The following is a 20,232-nucleotide window of genomic DNA, read 5'->3' as shown; positions in this document are numbered from 1 at the left end:
TATGAATTTGACGGTTTGTAAAACGCTCAATCCGTTACACTATTTGTGCATCTTCATGCACAACACCACTTTCGCATTTAATAATACGCGAAGGAAATGTTCTGATGATGTGGTAATCATGCGTAGCCATTAAAACCGCAGTACCGTTTTGGCTAATCTGTTTTAAAAGCGTAACAATTTCTTCAGAGGTTTCAGGATCGAGATTGCCGGTTGGCTCATCGGCGAGTATAATTTCGGGGTCGTTAAGGAGTGCCCTGGCAATTACGATACGTTGCTGTTCGCCACCAGAAATTTCGTGCGGCATTTTCTTTATTTTAGAGCGTAAACCAACTTTATCAAGTACGTCTTTTATCCGTTCGTTAATCAGATTTGCATCTTTCCATCCGGTTGCTTTTAAAACAAACTCCAGGTTTTTTTCGATTGTACGGTCGGTAAGCAATTGAAAATCCTGAAAAACTACACCTAGCTTTCGACGTAAAAACGGAACCTGGCTTTCTTTTAAATCTTTTAAATCGAAACCGGCAATATTTCCATTACCGCTACCAATGTGTAAATCGCCGTATAATATTTTTAGTAAGCTACTTTTTCCTGAACCTGTTTGTCCGATAAGAAAAACAAATTCGCCCTTTTCTATATGTAAATTTACGCTTGAGAGTACCAGGTGTTTCTGTTGAAATACATCAACACTGTTTAAATGAATTACTGCGTTTTCTGCCATTTTATATATCTAATTTAGCAATCTGCCCAAAAGGCAAATCCTTTACCATTTGCATTATATAGTCTAATTTGTCGCCAAGTCCCAGTTTATCTAAAGATTTGTCAGGTCTATCAACCCTAAAATAAGCAAGCAAAGTAAACTTATCATCCCTTAGCTGAACGTAATCGGGAATTTTGGCGATGCCTTTTACCTTAATAATGTACATTGTGTCCAAAAATAGCTATTTAAGCTGAAAGCTGAAAGGCAAAAGATTATCGCGTTAAGAAAATCCAGCCGGAGAACATGTCGAAATCTTCGTTGAAATAAATCGTGTAGTAATAAGTTCCAACGGGAAGATCCTTGCCTTCAAATCTTCCATCCCAGGGTTTATAAACGCCATTACTTTGGTAGAGGAGACTTCCGGTTCTGTTTACAATTCTTACTTTTGCATTAGGAAAAGCCTCGGCTGCCGGAATTGTCCAGGTATCATTTATCCCGTCGCCATTCGGCGTAAAGGAATTTGGGATAACAATTTTTGGATATACTTTAACAAAAACATCGTCAGATGTGCTAAGACAACCCGAATTTGATTCCGCATGAAGCGTGTAGGTGATATCGAAAGGCGGCGTGGCAACAGGATTCAGCTTTGTAGGGTCGTCCAGATAATCAGATGGGGTCCAGAAATACTTAACATTATCGCCGGAAACTTTTCCGCCCAACGTTACGGGCTGACCAGTCAAAATTTTCAAATCGGCGCCTGCATCTGCAACTGCATTTTTAATGATGTTAACTTCAACAGTGGCCGTAGCAGAACAGCCGCCATTTGAAACCGTTACTGTATAAATGGTTGTTTCCTTTGGCGATGCAATCGGGTTCGCAATATTTGGGTCTGAAAGCCCATCAACCGGGAGCCAGCGGTAAGTTGTTCCTCCGCTCGCCATTAATTGAATCGGACTATTCTGGCAAGTGAAGCCTTTATTCAAGTGCGTAGCCGCTTTTATCGGCTCGAGAACCTGTAAAGTAGTTGTGGAAGTACTTGTACAGCCATTTATTGTAGCGGTTACGGTGTAAACGCCAGCCATATTTAATTGCGCATTGTTAATTAAAGGCGATTTATCTGTTGATGTGAAGTTATTTGGACCAGACCAGCTAAAGGTTGCGCCATCAGTAGCTGAAAGTTGAATGTTTGCACCTATACAAACGGGGCCGTTGCTACTTGCAATGGTATTTGGCTTCGCGTTGACATTTATTACCAGAGGTGCAGAAGCAACTCTGCAATTCACCGAGGCAATATTCTGCCGCTCCGCAGCCACCAGGCGATACTGATAAATTCCTTTACTTGCATTTACCAGATTTACTGTGGTTTGCTTCGACGTTTCCCCGGGTAAATCTGTCCATGTTGTACCCGAATTTACCTGCCATTGAAATACCGGCTCTGCATAGCCTGCAGATACCTCTGCATTTAAATTATAGCTGTCTGTTACGCCCTCACAAACCGATATATTTGCAGATCCACTATTTATGGATGGCGTTATCGTTGGTCCGCATGCCCTGAAGGTGATGTCATCTAAAGCAATGTCATTGCCGTTTCCGCCTGGCCCGTTGTTGGTTATTTTTAATATCAAATCTGTTTGAGCGGTGGTTTTAAATGTTGTTGCGTACTGCACCCAGTTTGGCGATGGACCATCAGGAATGTCGCCTGTGTTATAACTTTGCAGTACTACACCCGCAGTTGTTTCAATGGAAAAGGTAATGTTTGGCTTTATCCCTGAGTAATTTAGCAAATTTATAATCCAGGCTGCAAACTCGTAGGTTGTTCCGGGACAGAGATTTGGGATAGCTGCCTGATAGAAGATACCGGGGTTGTTAGAAGCGTTAACTACCATCATATAGCCGTTAGAATCTCCGGGAGTATGGTTGGGAATTTGATGCCAACCTACGCCACTGTGCATTCCGTTCGTACTTTTTGCAATGGTGTATTCCCCATCGTTGGGCGTTCCGGCTAAAAACCTGTAATTGGTGTTGATGCTGCTAAGCGGCGAGCTGAAATTAGAAGTTCCTGAACCGAAATCGATATTAATTACCGGATCTCCAAGTGCGCCGGCGCAGGCCTGCTGTGCCGATAAATTTTTAAACGTGAAAATTAATAACAGAAATAGGGAAAATCTGATTTGAAGGCGCATTGGGATGAAACAATTTCCTGCAATATCTTAATAAAAAACCGAAATGCCGAATATGCGGAACCTAACTTCTCAGCCCATTCAGAAATGCTATTGTATCAACATTATCTGCGTAATCCCAAAGTTTTGGATGTTGGCTTTCGCCGAAATTAAAAGTTTTTACAGCTAATGGGGCCTTGGTGATAATGCATTGAATTTGCGCTGCTTTTTCAGTTAGTTTTTCTTCAACATTCGCCAGGCTTTCGTATTCTTCATAAAAAAGAACTGCAAGTGGCGATGTTAAACTTTCATCCTCTTTGAGCAATAAAAAACCGTTATCAAAGTGCTTGGCGGCATTTACCAGGTAAATTGATTTATTGTAATCGTAATTATTGTTGTACTTGAAGTGATTTATTATTGGTTGAAAGTGTTCAATTCCCTCATAGAAATTTGCAATATCGTAACCTTTCGGGAAATAAATTTTTGAAACGTTTCTACAACCCAATCCGAAATAATCAAAAACATCTGCACCCAGGTTTTGTATATCCTCAAAAGATTCTGACCCTGTTAACACGGCAACACTATTTCGGTTTTTTCTGATGATATTAGGCACTTTGCCAAAATAATAATCGAAATACCGGGATGAATTGTTACTGCCTGTTGCAATTACGGCATCAAAATCTTTTAAACGCTCTACATACTCAATTTTTTCAGAAAAGCCGGGTTCAATCAAAATGAGTTGTCCGAGAATTGCTTTTATTAGTTTATCATCCGAAGATGACAGTTTTATCAGGGCTATATTCCCTGTAGCAAGAACGCTTAGTACATCGTGCAAACCAACCATAGGAATGTTACCTGCCAGTATTAATCCGACTTTTTTTGGCGAAGCACTGAGCTCTATAGCCTTAAACCACGCGTCAACATCTGCCGGACTTAACATTTCTGCAAACGACGCTATAGATTTTTTAACATTTTCTATGGTAAACCATGCATTGGCATTTTGTGCCGAATACATTACACTTTCTAAAGAATCAGTTGAACTGGCAAGAAATTTACCTAGGTTTTTGAAGGCGATAATTATTTTTTCCTGAGTTAAAACTGACATATTTAGAATTATTATTAATTGATTATATCTTATATTTGCAGCTGCAAAGGTAAACTAAGCAAAAGAATTAGACGAAGACATGGCAATTAAAATAACAGATGAGTGTATAAATTGTGGGGCGTGCGAACCAGAATGCCCTAATAATGCAATTTATGATGCCGGTACTGCATGGCGTTTTTCTGATGGTACAAATTTAGAAGGCGTTATAGATTTTGGTAATCAACAAATTGAAGCAGATTCGGCTCAGGAAGCGGTTTCTGATGAGGTTTATTATATCGTATCGGATAAGTGTACAGAATGCAAGGGATTTCATGACGAGCCTCAGTGTGCAGCAGTTTGCCCTGTAGATTGCTGCGTAGATGACGAAGATATTCGCGAAACAGAAGAGGAACTACTTGCTAAAAAAGCTTGGTTGCACCAGGAGAATTAACATTGATATCCAAAGTATTATAAAATTATAATCCCGGTTTTACCGGGATTTTTTTTTGCTAATTTTTGGCAGTTTGGTTGTAAATGATTGCTTTGAACCGACCCGCAATTTCACCATGAGAGAAAGGCCATTGCTGTACATAAATTTGTGCAACAATCTTCTTTTTTGGATCTACCCAATAAGTGGATCCAAAGAAGCCGCCCCAACCAAATGAACCAACGCTTTGGCCGCTGAGCTTGCTTCCCTTTTCGGTAACAACTTCAAAACCCAAACCAAAAGTATTATCTGTAAAAGGTATATTTCCAATTTGCCTGCTTGTCATTAACGCTACACTTTTTTCTGAAAGAATTCTTCTCCTGCTGTAAATACCCTTGTTTAAAAACATTTGTAAAAAAGTTCCATAATCTTTTGATGTAGAAACCAGCCCTGCACCGCCGGCATAATAGCCGTTATTATTAATCGGGTAATTTACTGTTGCACCCGGAAAGACACCATCTACCCAAGGCTTTACTCTTTTATTTTTTGGGTCTTCCGTGTAAACGGTCGCCAGCCGTGATTGCTTCTCTTTAGACAGCGCAAAATAAGTGTCGTTCATGGCCAAAGGCTTAAAGATCCTTTCTTTAAAAAAAGTATTTAAATCCAAACCGGAGGCTACTTCGACTAATCGTCCTAGAACATCAATGCTTAAGCTATATTGCCATCTTTCGCCAGGTTGGCCAGCCAGGGGAAGCTTAGCCAATTTGTTTATTTCGGTTTCCAGCAGCTTCTTGTGAATAACGAAGCCTGCCTCAATACCTGCTTTGGCATATATTGCATTCATTTCGGGCGAGCCAATCTGCGCATATCCCAAACCTGACGTATGGGTCATTAATTCTCTAACTGTAATTTCGTGAGTCGCGGGTTTGGTCGTGTAACTGGAATCAGTTGGATTAAATTTATCAAGCACCCTTGGATTTTTGAAAGCTGGAATGTACTTTGATATTGGATCGTCGAGGCCAAATTTTCCATCGTCGAACAAAATCATGGCCGCCGTGCAGGTAACAGCTTTGGTTTGGGAAGCAATTCTTAATATGTCATCCGTTCTGGCTGGCCGGTTTAAATTGTTGCCAAAAGCTTTATTATAAACTGGCTTTCGATCAACTAAAATGCTTGCAGAAACAGCTTTAATCCATCCTTTAGAGATGTAATCATTCAATAAGTTGTCGAGTTTAACGCGTTGCGATTCAGAAAACGAAGCCTCATTCGCTTTTTGCTGGGCGAAAACAGGACTTACAATCAATAAAAGGAACCAAATGTTAGCGGCAATTCGTTTTTTCATCCGGAAGATTAATCAATTTCGCTTTTGTTGGGAATGATTAAAACCGGGCATGCAGATTTTCTGGCAACATGTTCAGCAACACTTCCCATTAAAAAATGGTACAAGCCAGATCGGCCATAGGTTCCGATAACGATCAGGTCAGAGCCCCATTCGTCTGATTGTTGAATAATGCCATGCGCTGCGGTGTCAACAACACTTAAATATGAAGTTTTAACCCCGTTTGAAAATTTCGTTTCCATCTCTTTTAAAAGAATGTGGCTATTTTCTTCACTATTGTCGTAGGTTTCTAAAAAAACCGGAGCCAATGTTAAATCGGGGTTTACATTTGCCGGAATCGGCTCGATAATGTTTACCAGTGCAACTTCGGCGTCAAATTTTTCAGCGATATCGTATCCTGCCTTTGCTGCCTTCTCTGAACATGTACTGTTATCAACGGCTATTAATATTTTCTTGAAATTCATGGTGAGCAAGTTTAAAGGTTATCATAAAATTAACAAATTTAGCGGCAAAATGTTAGTTGGCCAATGTAATTTATTAGTTTTATGGCAGAATTAGTATTGCAGAAAATGGATAGTAAATATGGTATTTGCCGGGTGGCTGTTGCGCCTTTGAGGGCTGAAGGTTCTGACAAATCAGAAATCGTTTCTCAATTATTGTTTGGCGAACATGTCGAGATTCTTCAGAAGGAAGAGCGCTGGTGGCTTGTTCAAAACGGGTTCGACGGCTACCAGGGCTGGGTCGATTTCAAACAACTGGCCGCCATCAGTGAAAATGATTTCGCTAAAATGCATGATTGTAAATTACTTGTTCCTTTGAATTTTGATAATGTCTTGAAGGCGGCTGATGGGAGCTTACATCATTTAAGTGCCGGAAGCAACCTGCCTTTTTATAAAGATGGCTTTTGCTTTGCAGGCGACGAAAAATTTGAAGTTGCTTTTGAACCTTACAACAGCGAAAAGGCAAATTTCGAAAACGATGTTATCGCAACGGCGAAGTTTTTTCAGAACGTACCATACCTTTGGGGTGGCAGAAATGTTTTCGGCATAGACTGCTCTGGCTTTACACAAACCGTTTTTAAATTAATGAACATCAAGTTGAGGCGGGATGCATCTCAACAGGCAGAGCAAGGAGAATTAGTGGGCTTCTTAGCAGAATGTAAGGCTGGCGACGTCGCTTTTTTCGACAATGCAGAAGGAAAGATTACGCATGTAGGCATTATGCTAAACAGCAATGAAATTATCCATTCTTCGGGAAAAGTAAGAATAGACCCAATTGATGATCAGGGAATTTTTAACAAGGAGCTAGGCCGATATACCCACAAACTCAGAATTATCAAACGTTTTGTGGAATAAACACCGAAGTTGCATCATGTTATAAAATAACTTCTATGGCAACTTCTTTTAAAATAACAATTGATGCTCCTTGTACACAACAATGGGCAGGTATGCAAGAACATAAAGATGGCAGGTTTTGTACTTCTTGTCAAAAGTCGGTTGTTGATTTTACACAGTTTTCGGATTTCGAATTAAAAAACTGGCTTGCCAAAGATCAAGGTAAAAGCTGTGGTAGATTTCGGCCAGCGCAACTTAACCGTGTTATAGATTCCAAATCAAATTTTTCGATGGCAGGATTTAAACCAGGCCTGGTTGCGGCATCTTTAATTGCATTATTAAGTTTTCCTAAACCAACCCAGGCAATCAAAGTGAAATCCTATCCTGTCTCGCAGGGCGATTACAGTAATAAATCTGTTAAAAGTTTGGTTCACGAAAGGGCCGAGACCGCTTTGGTAACAATAAAAGGAACTGTAATCGATAAAGGTGAGAATACGCCAATTATCGGTGCAAGTATAAAGGTAAACGGTTTGCCGACTGGAGTTGTTACAGATAATGAAGGTAAATTCGAAATTGTTTTAGACCGCAATAAGTTTAAAAAGAGTGTTGTGCTGGATTTAAGCTATATTGGCTATCAAAGTCAGTATGTAAAAATAAACCTGTTTAAGAAGGATAAAATTGTGATTCGTTTAAAGGCGGGTAACTACATCCTGGGAGGGCTCGGTATTATAAAGCAACCAACCATGTTTGAAAAAATCTCTAAGTTTTTGAATGGCTAAATTTATAGCTCCATCTCCCAAACCATTACTTGCCGGTCATCGCCCGTAGTTATCAAATATTTGCCATTATTGCTCCACATTAATTTGTTTATGGAGTGTGTGTGGCCAATTCCTGCCTTTTCCAAACTTAAAATTTTGTAAAGTTTAAAGTTTTCTGCATCCCAAAGTTTAATGCTCTTATCCTGACTGCTCGTAGCAAAGTAGGGGAGCGTGGGGTGAAAAGCGATATCATAAACGGTGAACAGATGCGCCGGAATATTTTGAACCAATTCATATGCGGGCAAACTCCAGATTTTGAGTTGCGCATCCCTGCTTCCAGAAATTAAATATTTGCCTGTTGGGTGATAGGCTACCGAAGTAACTGGTAGCGAATGGCTTTCCAGATTTTTTTTTCTGCTGTAATCGCTTAGGTTGTAAATTTTTATCAGATGATCTTTGCAGCCGAAGGCGATTTCGGTTTCATCAGGAGCGATTGCAATCGTCCGCACTGTATCAGCGGCGACTTGAAATCGGTAAATTTCAGCAAAATCATTTAACGACCAAACTGCAACGGTGCCATCTTCACCGGTGGTTAAAAGTTCATTTTTACTTTTAACTGTTTGAATGTTGAAAATCGGCTTTATATGAGCGTTAATTCTTGCAATTATTTTGCTTTCGTGAAAATCATAGACACTAAAAGCACCGCTACGTTCGCCAACAAATAATTGATTGTTATAATAATGCAGGTAGTAAACAGAGCTTTGAACAGGCATTTTGACTTTCACAAAAGCCATAGTCCCCAATGACCACTCTACAACACCTTTATCGTTTCCGGCGCTAAAAAAAGTTTCATCATTAGATGAGTTTGCTAAAGCGTACACAGGGTTCTGATGGCCGGAAAGGGTTTTTAAGTGTTTAAGCATGAATGTCAATTTGCAAATATTTTCGGAAAATTTACTTCATCACCAAATTCATCGATTTTGATTTGGTTTAAACGATTGAAGATTCTTTCTGAATCAACAGCCGAGATTGGTAATGATGTTCTAAAGATCTCTTCTTGCAACTTTTCATTGTTATAATTGATGAAAATCAAGGTCAATTCATTTTGATTGGTACTATCCGTTGAGATGAAGTCATACTTTAAAGTTTTTTGTGTGGTTTTCCAAATACCATAATGATGCTGGTAAGTTATATGAGTTGTGCTAATAATATAAAATTCTTCTCCAAAGGTGTTCCAAAGAAAATATTTGCCAATTGTACATCCGTAAGCTATGGGTAATAACAATGGTAATGGATTTGGCTTATCTTTTTGCAGAAAGAAGACGAAATAAAATAAACCAATTGCTGCACTTAGATTAACAATTACTAAAAATACTTTTAAATATCTATTCGTCGGAATCTTAGTCCTAACATAGATATTCAAGTGGTCAAAGGTTATTTCGGTGTTCAATAGTCTATCTTACTTATGTCTTTTCTCTAAGTTTTTTGCAATATCCTGAATCGATAATCCTTTTTCTTTTAACAAAAATAATAAGTGAAATATTAAATCCGAGGCTTCGCCTATTAGTTCTTCCTCTGATTCTGCTAATGCTGCAATAACTGTTTCTACACCTTCTTCGCCAACTTTTTGGGCAATTTTATTTAACCCTTTGCCTCGCATTTTATTGATGTAGGAACCCTCAACAGGATTCTCATATCTGTCTGCAATGATGTTCTCCAGTTCGAAAATGAAATTCTGATTAAAATCAGTTTTGAAACAACTACGACTGCCCGTATGGCAGGTAGGACCAACCGCATGCGCCTTAATTAAAATGGTATCATTATCGCAATCAACAAAAATTTCTTTTACGTAGAGAAAGTTATTGCTCGTCTCACCTTTCGTCCAAAGGCGATTTTTAGAGCGGGAAAAGAACGTAACCTTACCTTCGGATTGCGTTTTCTCCAGAGCCTCTGCATTCATGTAACCAAGCATTAAAACCTCTAAAGTTTGCTCATCTTGTATCACTACCGGGACCAAACCATCACTCTTACTAAAATCTATATTCATTGTATTTTCTAGTTCCGTCCTTGCGAGCAATGAATCAATCTTAAAGCGGTAGGTTTAGTGCCTACTCAACTAGTAATATTGCTTCGTGCCTCGCAATGACGAGTTTATTATATTCTCACAGGAATTTTATTCCTTTTTAATTCTCGTTTTAAATCGGGTATTAAGATTTCGCCATAATGAAATACCGATGCTGCAAGCGCTGCGTCGACGTTTGCTTTTTGGAAAACCTCCGTAAAATGATCCATACTGCCTGCACCGCCCGATGCAATTATCGGTATATTTATCATTTGATTAACGCTGCCGAGTAAACCACAATCAAAACCGGCCTTTGTGCCATCATGGTCCATAGAAGTTAGCAAAATTTCTCCGGCCCCTAAATTTTCAGCTTGTTTAATCCAGACTTCGGTTTCCAACTCTGTAATTAACCTGCCGCCATTTAAGTGCACCATATTTTTGCCATCGATATGTTTGGTATCTACTGCCAAAACCACAAATTGAACTCCAAAAGCCTTCGCCAGTTCTTCAATCAATTGCGGGTTTCTTACTGCTGCAGAATTGATGCTGATTTTATCTGCTCCTGCATTTAAAAGCGCTTCAGCGTCGGCAATTTCTGTAATACCACCTCCAATTGTAAATGGAATATTTAGCTGTCTGGCAACCGATTTAACCATTTCTATCATCGTTTTTCGGCGTTCGTGTGTGGCGGTAATGTCAAGGAAAACCAGTTCATCGGCACCTTGCTCTGCGTATTGCGCAGCCAATTCCACCGGGTCGCCGGCATCCCGCAAATCAACAAAATTTACACCTTTTACTGTGCGACCGTCTTTAACGTCTAAACAGGGAATTATTCTTTTACTAAGCATTTGTTTGGCTTTTCACCGTGATACATAAAGCAATTTTTCTATCGAAATAAGTTACTTTGTGCCTCGCAATGACGATTTGACTAATGTTTTCGCTTTATATCGAAGTCAGCGCTTTCAGATTCCACTCCTTAATTTCTTCGATGGTAATTCGATCTTCGTAAATAGCCTTACCAACTACAACGCTTCTGATAGGGTATTTAGCCAATTCGTGAATATCTTCCATCGAACTTACACCACCCGATGCGATTAACTTAATCATTGGAGAATGCTCAAGTAATTTTTTGTATAAATCAATAGCGGCACCGCCTAATTTGCCGTCTTTGCTAATATCTGTACATAAGAAACGGAAGAAACCAAGTGCCAAACATTTATCAACATAATCCATTAGCTTTATAGGCGAACTTTCCATCCAACCCGAATATTTTATCACCTCATCCAAAACATCGATGGCGATAACAATTCGGTTAGCGTAGTTGTCTTTCTTTGCAAAAGCCTCGCTTAATTGTTGTAAAAAATCTGGGTTGGTAATGGCTTGTGTGCCCACAATTACGCGATGAATTCCTGCATCGAGCAAATTTGTTACCTGTTCAATCGTACGGATTCCCCCGCCGTACTGAACTTTCATTTCCGTTTTTTTAATGATTTCAAACAGTGATTTCTGGTTGCTAAAATCACCCTTAGCGCCATTTAAATCGATAATATGGATAAAATCTGTTCCATTAGAACGGTATTTTTCTATCATTTCAGCGATAGATACATCATATTCAGTTTTCTGGTTGTAATCGCCTTCACGCAGGCGAACTACTTTTCCATCCAAAATATCAATAGCAGGAATTATGTACATTTCTTGAGTTATAAGTTAAAAGTTGTTACTTAATTTCAGAAGCTCAACTAAGGTTTGAAAAATTTTTTAATATCTGCTCGCCAGCTTTGCCCGATTTTTCGGGATGGAACTGAACGCCATAAAAATTGTCCTTTTGTACTGCTGCCGAAAATTTTAGTCCGTAATTGGCAGAGGCGATGTCAAAAGTAGGGTTATATTCAATAAAGTACGAATGAACAAAATAAAATTGTGCATTCTCTTCAACACCTTCAAATAATGAATTGTTTTTGTGGTTAACGGCATTCCAACCCATATGTGGAATCTTGATGTTCAGCAACTTATCAAATTTCCTTGTTTTTAAAGGTACAATGTCCAGTAGCGGTGCATCGCCTTCTTCCGAATGTTCGGTAATTAATTGCATACCTACGCAGATACCCAAAACTGGTTTGTTTAATGCTTTTATGGCTGGAATCAATCCTGTATGCTTTAATTTTTCCATTGCTGCACCTGCGTGGCCTACACCCGGAATAATGATGTGGCTATACGTGGCCAGGTCAGCTTCGGTATTAACCATGCCATAATTAAGTGCCAAACGCTCCAAAGCTGCAGTTAACGAGAAGATATTGCCGGCACCGTAATTTACTATTCCAATCATATTTTTTTAATTGAAGGTAAGAACAAAAATTAAAGACTATCAATCTTCAACATTGTTCGTATGTTTCTTCTTTTTTACGTTTATTATTTGACAGTTATTCACTTACAACAAGCCCTTGGTGCTCGGCAATACCATTTTTTCAGCATCGCGTTTAATTGCCATTTTTATCGCCTTTGCAAAGGCTTTAAATATCGCTTCAATTTTATGATGTTCGTTATCACCTTCGGCTTTAACGTTCAGGTTACATTTCGCGGCATCGCTGAATGATTTAAAGAAATGATAAAACATTTCGGTAGGCATATCGCCAACTTTTTCACGTTTAAATTCCGCGTTCCAAACAATCCAGTTGCGTCCACCAAAGTCTATTGCAACCTGAGCCAAACAATCATCCATCGGTAAGCAAAAGCCATAACGCTCAATGCCCAGTTTATTGCCCAAACCTTTAGCAAAAGCCTCGCCAAGGGCAATTCCGGTGTCTTCAATGGTGTGGTGTTCGTCAATGTGTAAATCGCCTTTGGCAATTATTTCCAAATCTACGCTTCCGTGCCTGGCAATCTGGTCCAGCATGTGGTCGAAGAAATTTAAACCGGTTTCAATTTTTGTTTTTCCGGTTCCATCGAGGTCTAAATTGATGGTGATATCGGTTTCATTCGTTTTACGGACATGGCTGATTTTTCTGCTTCCTGCCTTCAGTAAGTTATAAATGTCTTCCCATTTCTGCGTTTCCAGAATAATAACATCAAGTAGGGTTTCGTGTTTATCTAATGCCTCAGTAGAACCAAGAGCATCATTCTGACGGAGAAAAATGGCTTTTGCACCTAAATTCTTTGCCAGCACAACGTCGTTCAGCCTGTCGCCAATAACGTAAGAATTTTGCAAATCATAGTCACCGCTAAGGTATTTCGTCAACAATGCGGTGCCCGGTTTTCTCGTTGGCGCATTATCTTTAGCGAAAGTTCTGTCAATAATAATCTCGCTAAAGTTTACGCCTTCGCCGGCGAAAGTATCCAGCATAAAATTATGAATCGGCCAGAAATTTTCTTCAGGATTTGAAGCTGTTCCCAATCCGTCCTGATTCGTAACCATAACTAATTCGTAATCCATTTCGGCTGCAATCTTTGACAGATAATACAGCGAGCGGGGATAAAATTTCAGTTTCGCAAAACTGTCAACCTGCTCATCGGCCGGCTCAATATTCAACGTTCCGTCTCTATCTATAAACAATACTTTCTTCATCTTTCTAAAAGTTTTTCAGAATGGTTAATAGTTTATCATTTTCTTCTTTCGTGCCAACGGTAATTCGCAAACAGCCTTCGCATAAGATAACTTTCGAGCGGTCGCGAACAATGATCCCTTCGTTTACTAAAGTATCATAAATTTTAGCTGCGTCGGTAACTTCTGCCAATATAAAATTTGCATCTGAGGGATATACTTTGGTAACAATACCGAGCGTTTGCAGATCGACAGAAAGTCGCTCCCTTTCGGCCACAGCTTGTTTAATCCATGCGTTAACTTGTTCGATGTTTTTTAAGGCTTCAAAAGCCAAATCCTGAGTAGCCTGATTGATGTTGTAAGGCGGTTTAATTTTGTTTAAAACATCGATAACTTTTCGTGATGAAAATGCCATTCCCAAACGGAGGGCAGCGAGTCCCCAGGCTTTCGAAAAAGTTTGTAAAACAACCAGGTTTACATACTCCGTTAACTCCTGAATAAACGTCTTCTGACGGGCGTAATTTATGTATGCTTCATCCACCACAACGATGCCTTTAAAGTTGGCTAAAATGGTTTCGATATCTTCACGATTTATCGAATTTCCTGTCGGATTATTTGGCGAACAAATGAAAATTAATTTGGTGTTTTCATCGATTGTTTCTGCTATCGTTTCCATATCTAACTGGAAGTTTGGAAGCAGGCTGACTTTACGAATTTCAACATCGTTTATATTAGCCGAAACCTCGTACATTCCATAGGTTGGCGGTAGTACAATTACATTGTCTTTTCCTGGATTACAAAATGCACGGAAAAGCAAATCTATAGCCTCATCACTGCCGTTACCTAAAAATGTATTTTCGATAGGGACGCCTTTAATTTTGCTGATAGCATCTTTCAAATCCAATTGCAACGGATCCGGATAGCGGTTGTAATTTGCAGGTAGGGGAGAACCATAACTGTTTTCGTTTGCATCTAGAAATACGGATGCATGCCCTTTAAATTCGTCCCTGGCGGTGGAGTAGGGTTTAAGATTTTTTATATTTTCTCTAACTAAATCGTTAATGTCCATTTTTTATGCTTTATGAAGGTTGAAAGAACAAGTCAACATGATTAAACCATAATATCTTGTGGCTTTGTCACATCAATTGGGCCGAACCTTATGCTTTTACTCTATGTTATTTAATCTCAAAGTGATTGCGTTTTTGTGCGCCTCTAAGCCTTCCGCGGCAGCAAGTATTTCTACGGTGTTTCCAATATTCTTTAAACCATTGACTTTTAAGTGTTGAAAGGTGATTTTCTTAAGGAACGCATCAGTAGAAACGCCCGAATAAGCTTTTGCAAAGCCACTTGTAGGTAATGTATGGTTAGTTCCAGAGGCGTAATCTCCGGCACTTTCTGGCGTAAGGTTGCCAAGAAATACTGAGCCTGCATTGATTATCAATGGAATAAGGCTTTCAAACTTATCGGTAGCGAGAATTAAGTGCTCAGGAGCATATTCATTTGAAAAATGCATTGCCTCATTAGAATTGTCGACTAAAACTGCGTAAGAATTTGCAATTGCTTTTGCGGCGATTTCTTTTCTAGGTAGAGTAGTCAATTGATAATCAATTTCTACAAGTGTTTTATCTATAACATCCATAGATGTAGCAACTAAAACCGACTGACTATCAATGCCATGTTCTGCCTGTGCAAGTAAGTCTGAGGCCACGAATGACGGATTGGCAGTTTCGTCAGCGATTACCAAAACCTCGGATGGACCCGCAGGCATGTCGATGGCCACCTTATTTTGCACCATGGTTTTAGCAGTTGTTACATAACGGTTTCCCGGGCCGAAAATCTTATAAACCTTCGGAACGGTTTCCGTTCCAAATGCCATTGCAGCAATTGCTTGTGCACCCCCGATTAGGTAGATTTTGTCGATACCTAAAAGCACAGCGCAGTAGGCGAGATAACAGTTCGTTTTAGCATCACTTTGCGGTGGCGAGCAAACTACAATCTCCTTGCATCCGGCGATAATTGCAGGCGTAGCTAACATTAAAAAAGTGCTGGGTAAAACAGCCGTACCACCCGGAATATAGAGTCCAACCTTCTCAATTGCTCTCGATTCCCGCCAACAAACCACACCTGGCATCGTTTCAATTTTCTCTTCCGATTTTAATTGAGATTGATGAAAGACTTTAATATTTTGGTAAGCAGTTTCTATAGCTTTTTTTGCATCGGGTGGAATGGATGATGCGATCGTTTCCAATTCTTCTGCATCTAAATAAAGCTTTTCAAGGGTGACTTTATCAAACTGTTTTGAGAAATTGATCAGCGCCTTATCGCCATCATTTCTAACGGTTTTAATGATGTCTGAAACCCGTTCTTCAACTAATTTATCGTCTTCAATTTGTCGCGAATACAGGTGCTCAATATTTGATTCAGATAAATCTTTATAGTTATAGACTTTCAATGTGTTATAATTTTAAATTAACTAATAGTTAATGTTTTTTTTTTAGGTTTTTATGCTTTTTTAGGTGATTATTTTTTCAATTGGCATCACCAAAATACCTTCGGCACCTGCAGCTTTAAGGCTATTTATTTTATCCCAAAAATCTTCTTCGGCGATTACAGAATGAACAGCAACCCAGTTAGGTTCGAACAAAGGAACAACCGTCGGACTTTTAACACCAGGCAACAAATCAACAACTTTTTGAAGGTTATCTTTTGATACATTGAGCACAACATATTTGTTAGATTTTGCACTTAAAACTGAACGAATACGTTGAAGTAATTCTGCAACTTCCGGGTTGTTTACAATCGATTTATTTCCGATTAAAACGGCTTCCGATTTCATCACATCAGCGAAAGGTTTTAGTCCGTTACTTTTCAAAGTTCCGCCTGTAGAAACGATGTCAAAAATGGCATCACTTAAACCCAAACCCGGGCCAATTTCTACCGAGCCGGAGATGGTTCTGATGTCAGATTTTATTCCTTTTTCGGTTAAGAATTTTTCTAGAATAACAGGGTAAGAGGTTGCGATTGCCTTACCATTTAAGTCTTCAAGTTTTTGAATATCGCTACCGGTTTGAACAGCGATTTTTAATGTGCATTTTCCAAATCCCAAACGCTGTAGATATTCTACCCCAGCTTTAGTTTCGGTGATTACATTTTCCCCAACAATACCCAAATCGGCAATGCCGTCCTGAACATACTCCGGGATATCATCGTCTCGAAGAAAAAGGATTTCCAAAGGAAAATTTTGAACAGTTGATATCAGCGAACTCTTGTAGTTTTCGAAAGAAAGACCACAGTTTTTTAATATTTCTACGGATTTTTCGTTTAACCTACCCGATTTCTGGATAGCAATTTTTAGTGTTTTCAAAGTATTGAATATAGAATGAACAAGAAATAATTTTACGGAAAAAAAGTTTTGAAGTACAAAACAAACATATCATATCGCCTATCGGCGATGGTGTAAATGTAAGTGATGGTTCAAAATTAAATTCATAAATTATTTATGCCAGTATCAATACTTTAGCTGATAAGCGCTGGCAAATATAGTGTTTGAATCCGTAAAACAAAAAATAATGGCACTTAATTTGCCTTTATGCTGTTTTTATTTCCGATAACCTTATTTTGTATTAAATTAATTACGTGTTGAAAAACTTCCGCTTTCTGATTATTCCTTTAGTTCTTTCTGTTTCTGCCTGTAACTGGTTCAAATCTCCTCCAGAAATCGGCAAAATTCTGGCTGAACATTTCAACAATAAAATTTACAAAGACTTTGATACGGCAGCCTACGATAGTGTTTTCGTTAAAACGATGGGCGATCTTTCTCAAAATTTCATCAACCCAAAAACGATTAAGGCTTTTTACGAACACAACAATGATGAGCCACGATTAGTTACAAAATTTTATGTCAATGGCGAATTGGATTCCTTAAATAATTATTTAAAGAATAGTACAGTCCACGGCTTAAACCCTAAGCTTTTTAATATTGATGAGCTGCAAAGTTTGATAAATGAACTTGGAGCAAATAAATTTAAGACTGTTGATGAAAGCTATCCTGTAATTGCCAGGCTTGAAATTCTGAGTGCAAATGCTTATTTAAATTATACAAATTTTTTGCGGTATGGCGTGGTAAATCCCCGCAACATTTTTTCCAGATATTACATCAAAGTAAAACGGCCGGATAGTTTACGAATGAGCAAAATGCTGGCTTCAGAAAGTTTGATTGATACCTTGAAGAATGTTCAGCCAAAATCGCCCCAATATAAGGCACTTCAAACCGCTTACCTTAATGCAAATTCTGCAGATGAGAAGCGAATTTTGCTGTTAAATATGGAACGTTTCAGATGGCAAATGCCCGAAACGGGTGATAATTATGTGCAGGTAAACATTGCAGATTTTAAACTGACCTGGTTTGATAAGCAGGATACGGTAATTTCAATGAAAGTTTGCGTGGGCGGTAAACGTGAAAATGGTTATGAAGAGAAGATGAAGGCCTTTGCGAAATCGGGCAATTTAGACGATAAACCGAAAAACCACGAAACCCCTTTATTGTTTAGTAAGATAAATTCAATTCAGGCCAATCCAATATGGAATATACCGGTTAGCATTGCGCAAAGTGAAATCTATTGGATGGCCAGGAAGGACCGATACTATCTTTCGAATAGTAACATCAAAGTTTACTACAAAGATAAGCTCATCGGCGAGCCGGATACCATAAACTGGAACCGATATTCGCGGGATAAGTTGCCTTTTAAATTTAAACAAGGTTCTGGCGACGGAAACGCTTTAGGTAAGTTTAAATTTATCTTTGATAACAGCTCAAGTATTTATCTACACGATACCAATAATAAAAGTGGCTTTGGGTTAAGTAACCGGGCAATTAGTCATGGTTGCGTACGCGTAGAAAAGCCCCTTGAATTTGCGGAGAAATTACTCGACGATAATTACGCCTATGACAAGTTGAGGGTTGAAGTAGATTTATTGCCGGTTGATACCACGCACATGAACTGGTATCGCAAGCGAATGGCAAAAAAGGCGGATACCTTGAAATCTTTCCAATTGAAACCAGCTTGGTTTGGGCCAAAAAAAGCCGTTCCGTTGTTAATTACCTATTTTACGGCTTGGTCTCAAAATGATAAAATTGAATACCGCCCTGATGTTTACGACATGGACGAAAAATTGTGGTCTGCAATGAAAAAATTTAGATAAAACGCGTAAAGTAATCACCCTATAAAATAGCTTAAAAACATCCCGAGTTGAAACAAATTTTCTATTTTAACCCGAGCAATCTTGAAAACTTTTACCTCGTTTTTTATTCCTTTATTAGCTGTTATTTTTTTTCTAAATTTCAACAAAAAACCAGAAATCGGTCAGCAATTAGCCATTAGCTTAGGTAGTTCGATTTACAATGATTTCGATACGACTGCGTATGATCTTGTGTTTAAAAAGGAGTTTAAACTTCTTTCAGAAAAGTACATCAACGTAAGCAAACTCAATAATTATTATCAAGAGGTTAATAACCAACCAAGGTTTATTGCCAGTTGTTTTGAAGATAAGAGTCTAGATTCACTCATCAAATATTTAGCCAAAAGTACTGCGCATGGCTTTAATCCTAAGGTATTTCATTTTGAGGAAATTACTGCATTAACAGCCAGGCTTAAAGCAAACGATTATAAAAATGTTAGTGAAAATTATGAGCTGCTTGCCAGGTTAGACATTTTGGCTTCGGATGCCTTCACCCGGTACACCAGGTATTTAAAATTCGGGGCTGTTAATCCGAAAGACATCTTTACCCGGTATTATATTGCGGTTAAGCAACCTGATAGTACATTTAATGCATGCCTACTGAAGGCCCCGGCCATTTTGGATACGTTAACGGTTTTGCAACATAAATCACCGCAATATAAAAGCTTACAACACGCATATTTAAGTAGCAGGAATGATTCTCTTAAAAAAATCCTCCTGGTTAATATGGAGCGTTTACGTTGGGTAATGCCATCTGCAGGAGAGAAATTTATTCAGGTGAATATTCCGGATTTTAGGTTATTTTATTTTTGTGGCAGCGATACCTTGATATCGATGAAAGTTTGTGTGGGCGAAAAAAGAGATTTAAATTACGATGAACAACAAAAAATTTTTGCGAGAACCGGCGATTTAGACGACAAGCCTCAGAATAAAGAAACGCCGTTACTTTTTAGCCAAATAAAAAAGCTTTACACCAATCCGGTTTGGAACATTCCCGAAAGTATTGTACAGGAGGAAATTTACCCAATGGCCCGCCGTAGTTCGAGATATTTAATGCGCAAAAACATAGCGGTTTTTCGTAACAACAAGCGAATAGAAAACCCGGCAACGATTAAGTGGTACAAATATAACCGGGATAAAATTCCGTTTTTATTTGTTCAGCAACCGGGAACAAATAATTCTTTAGGGCGTTTGAAGTTTATTTTTCCAAATAGCAGCAGTGTTTATTTGCACGATACGAACTTTAAGCAGGGATTTAAGCTAACCAACAGGGCCATTAGTCACGGATGTATCCGATTGGAAAAACCACTCGAACTTGCTCGGCTTTTGGTAGAGGATAGCTTAAAATATGATTCGATTAGGAGTGAATTGAATTTGAAACCGTTAAAAGTTTTCGTGGCAACAGGCAAAAAAACAAAATCCATAGCAACCGATAAAGAGGAAGAACGGTCAACTTTCCAGTTCGTTCCGAAGGCAGAAACCCCTATATTAATTACCTATTTTACGGCATGGTTTCAAAATAATAAAATTCAATACCGGCCTGATGTTTATGGCATGGACGAGAAACTTTGGTTGGCGATGAAGAAATTTAGATAG

At 38.8% G+C, this 20,232-nt stretch carries 21 protein-coding genes; 5 read left to right on the top strand and 16 right to left on the bottom strand.

The window, feature by feature from the left end:
- Positions 1 to 34: 34 nt before the first annotated feature.
- The 4 genes from ASG14_RS11410 to ASG14_RS11395 form a co-directional block, all read right to left on the bottom strand.
- Positions 35 to 718, bottom strand: a complete 684-nt coding sequence (locus tag ASG14_RS11410; RefSeq protein ID WP_056871197.1) for a cell division ATP-binding protein FtsE — start codon at positions 716 to 718, stop codon at positions 35 to 37.
- 1 nt (position 719) lies between these two features.
- Positions 720 to 923, bottom strand: coding sequence for a hypothetical protein (locus ASG14_RS11405; RefSeq protein WP_056871196.1), 204 nt, complete (start codon positions 921 to 923; stop codon positions 720 to 722).
- 46 nt (positions 924 to 969) lie between these two features.
- The gene (locus ASG14_RS11400) at positions 970 to 2,880 is read right to left on the bottom strand and encodes a gliding motility-associated C-terminal domain-containing protein (protein ID WP_056871195.1); all 1,911 of its coding nucleotides are present in this window, start codon (positions 2,878 to 2,880) and stop codon (positions 970 to 972) included.
- 61 nt (positions 2,881 to 2,941) lie between these two features.
- The gene (locus ASG14_RS11395; protein ID WP_056871194.1) at positions 2,942 to 3,961 is read right to left on the bottom strand and encodes an acyl-CoA reductase; all 1,020 of its coding nucleotides are present in this window, start codon (positions 3,959 to 3,961) and stop codon (positions 2,942 to 2,944) included.
- 79 nt (positions 3,962 to 4,040) lie between these two features.
- Here ASG14_RS11395 and ASG14_RS11390 point away from each other — a divergent pair, with 79 nt between their 5' ends.
- The gene (locus tag ASG14_RS11390) at positions 4,041 to 4,391 is read left to right on the top strand and encodes a 4Fe-4S dicluster domain-containing protein (RefSeq protein WP_056871193.1); all 351 of its coding nucleotides are present in this window, start codon (positions 4,041 to 4,043) and stop codon (positions 4,389 to 4,391) included.
- Positions 4,392 to 4,449: 58 nt separating this feature from the next.
- On the opposite strand, the gene ASG14_RS11385 is transcribed toward ASG14_RS11390, so the two are convergent.
- Both ASG14_RS11385 and ASG14_RS11380 read right to left on the bottom strand, forming a co-directional pair.
- Positions 4,450 to 5,709, bottom strand: a complete 1,260-nt coding sequence (locus tag ASG14_RS11385; RefSeq protein WP_056871192.1) for a serine hydrolase — start codon at positions 5,707 to 5,709, stop codon at positions 4,450 to 4,452.
- 8 nt (positions 5,710 to 5,717) lie between these two features.
- A complete protein-coding gene (locus ASG14_RS11380) occupies positions 5,718 to 6,170 on the bottom strand; it encodes a universal stress protein (protein WP_056871191.1) in 453 nt (150 codons plus the stop codon).
- An 81-nt stretch (positions 6,171 to 6,251) separates the two neighbouring features.
- Here ASG14_RS11380 and ASG14_RS11375 point away from each other — a divergent pair, with 81 nt between their 5' ends.
- Together ASG14_RS11375 and ASG14_RS11370 are read left to right on the top strand one after the other, a co-directional pair.
- A complete protein-coding gene (locus tag ASG14_RS11375) occupies positions 6,252 to 7,061 on the top strand; it encodes a C40 family peptidase (protein WP_235528571.1) in 810 nt (269 codons plus the stop codon).
- A gap of 35 nt (positions 7,062 to 7,096) precedes the next feature.
- Positions 7,097 to 7,819 carry a carboxypeptidase-like regulatory domain-containing protein gene (locus ASG14_RS11370; RefSeq protein WP_056871190.1) on the top strand — a complete coding sequence of 241 codons (723 nt, stop codon included), beginning with the start codon at positions 7,097 to 7,099 and terminating at the stop codon, positions 7,817 to 7,819.
- Positions 7,820 to 7,821: 2 nt separating this feature from the next.
- Here the strand turns inward: ASG14_RS11370 and ASG14_RS11365 are convergent, their stop codons facing one another.
- From ASG14_RS11365 to hisG, 10 genes are all read right to left on the bottom strand, one after another.
- Entirely contained in the window at positions 7,822 to 8,721 is a 900-nt protein-coding gene (locus tag ASG14_RS11365; RefSeq protein ID WP_056871189.1) for a WD40 repeat domain-containing protein, read from the bottom strand.
- Positions 8,722 to 8,726: 5 nt separating this feature from the next.
- Positions 8,727 to 9,248 (bottom strand): hypothetical protein, encoded by a 522-nt coding sequence (locus ASG14_RS11360; RefSeq protein ID WP_162238730.1) that lies wholly within the window; start codon positions 9,246 to 9,248, stop codon positions 8,727 to 8,729.
- 9 nt (positions 9,249 to 9,257) lie between these two features.
- Entirely contained in the window at positions 9,258 to 9,845 is a 588-nt protein-coding gene (gene hisIE, locus ASG14_RS11355) for a bifunctional phosphoribosyl-AMP cyclohydrolase/phosphoribosyl-ATP diphosphatase HisIE (protein ID WP_056871187.1), read from the bottom strand.
- Positions 9,846 to 9,952: 107 nt separating this feature from the next.
- Complete coding sequence (gene hisF, locus ASG14_RS11350; protein WP_056871186.1) at positions 9,953 to 10,708, bottom strand: imidazole glycerol phosphate synthase subunit HisF; 756 nt, start codon at positions 10,706 to 10,708, stop codon at positions 9,953 to 9,955.
- A gap of 94 nt (positions 10,709 to 10,802) precedes the next feature.
- On the bottom strand, positions 10,803 to 11,552 hold the full coding sequence (hisA, locus tag ASG14_RS11345; protein WP_056871185.1) for a 1-(5-phosphoribosyl)-5-[(5-phosphoribosylamino)methylideneamino]imidazole-4-carboxamide isomerase: 750 nt from the start codon (positions 11,550 to 11,552) through the stop codon (positions 10,803 to 10,805).
- Positions 11,553 to 11,595: 43 nt separating this feature from the next.
- Positions 11,596 to 12,186 carry an imidazole glycerol phosphate synthase subunit HisH gene (gene hisH, locus ASG14_RS11340; protein ID WP_056871184.1) on the bottom strand — a complete coding sequence of 197 codons (591 nt, stop codon included), beginning with the start codon at positions 12,184 to 12,186 and terminating at the stop codon, positions 11,596 to 11,598.
- 102 nt (positions 12,187 to 12,288) lie between these two features.
- Positions 12,289 to 13,422 carry a bifunctional histidinol-phosphatase/imidazoleglycerol-phosphate dehydratase HisB gene (gene hisB, locus ASG14_RS11335; protein WP_056871183.1) on the bottom strand — a complete coding sequence of 378 codons (1,134 nt, stop codon included), beginning with the start codon at positions 13,420 to 13,422 and terminating at the stop codon, positions 12,289 to 12,291.
- 4 nt (positions 13,423 to 13,426) lie between these two features.
- Positions 13,427 to 14,467: a histidinol-phosphate transaminase gene (gene hisC, locus ASG14_RS11330; RefSeq protein ID WP_056871182.1), complete on the bottom strand. Its 1,041-nt coding sequence runs from the start codon at positions 14,465 to 14,467 to the stop codon at positions 13,427 to 13,429.
- A 96-nt stretch (positions 14,468 to 14,563) separates the two neighbouring features.
- The gene (gene hisD / locus ASG14_RS11325; protein ID WP_056871181.1) at positions 14,564 to 15,850 is read right to left on the bottom strand and encodes a histidinol dehydrogenase; all 1,287 of its coding nucleotides are present in this window, start codon (positions 15,848 to 15,850) and stop codon (positions 14,564 to 14,566) included.
- A gap of 60 nt (positions 15,851 to 15,910) precedes the next feature.
- Positions 15,911 to 16,762, bottom strand: a complete 852-nt coding sequence (gene hisG / locus ASG14_RS11320) for an ATP phosphoribosyltransferase (protein ID WP_056871180.1) — start codon at positions 16,760 to 16,762, stop codon at positions 15,911 to 15,913.
- A 275-nt stretch (positions 16,763 to 17,037) separates the two neighbouring features.
- Between hisG and ASG14_RS11315 the strand changes: the two genes are divergently transcribed.
- Together ASG14_RS11315 and ASG14_RS11310 are read left to right on the top strand one after the other, a co-directional pair.
- Complete coding sequence (locus ASG14_RS11315; RefSeq protein WP_056871179.1) at positions 17,038 to 18,600, top strand: L,D-transpeptidase family protein; 1,563 nt, start codon at positions 17,038 to 17,040, stop codon at positions 18,598 to 18,600.
- A gap of 81 nt (positions 18,601 to 18,681) precedes the next feature.
- Positions 18,682 to 20,232, top strand: coding sequence for a L,D-transpeptidase family protein (locus tag ASG14_RS11310; protein ID WP_056871178.1), 1,551 nt, complete (start codon positions 18,682 to 18,684; stop codon positions 20,230 to 20,232).

Origin of the sequence: Pedobacter sp. Leaf194 (assembly GCF_001423945.1) — a bacterium.
GTDB lineage: Bacteria > Bacteroidota > Bacteroidia > Sphingobacteriales > Sphingobacteriaceae > Pedobacter.
This window is presented reverse-complemented; position numbering and strand designations above follow the sequence as displayed.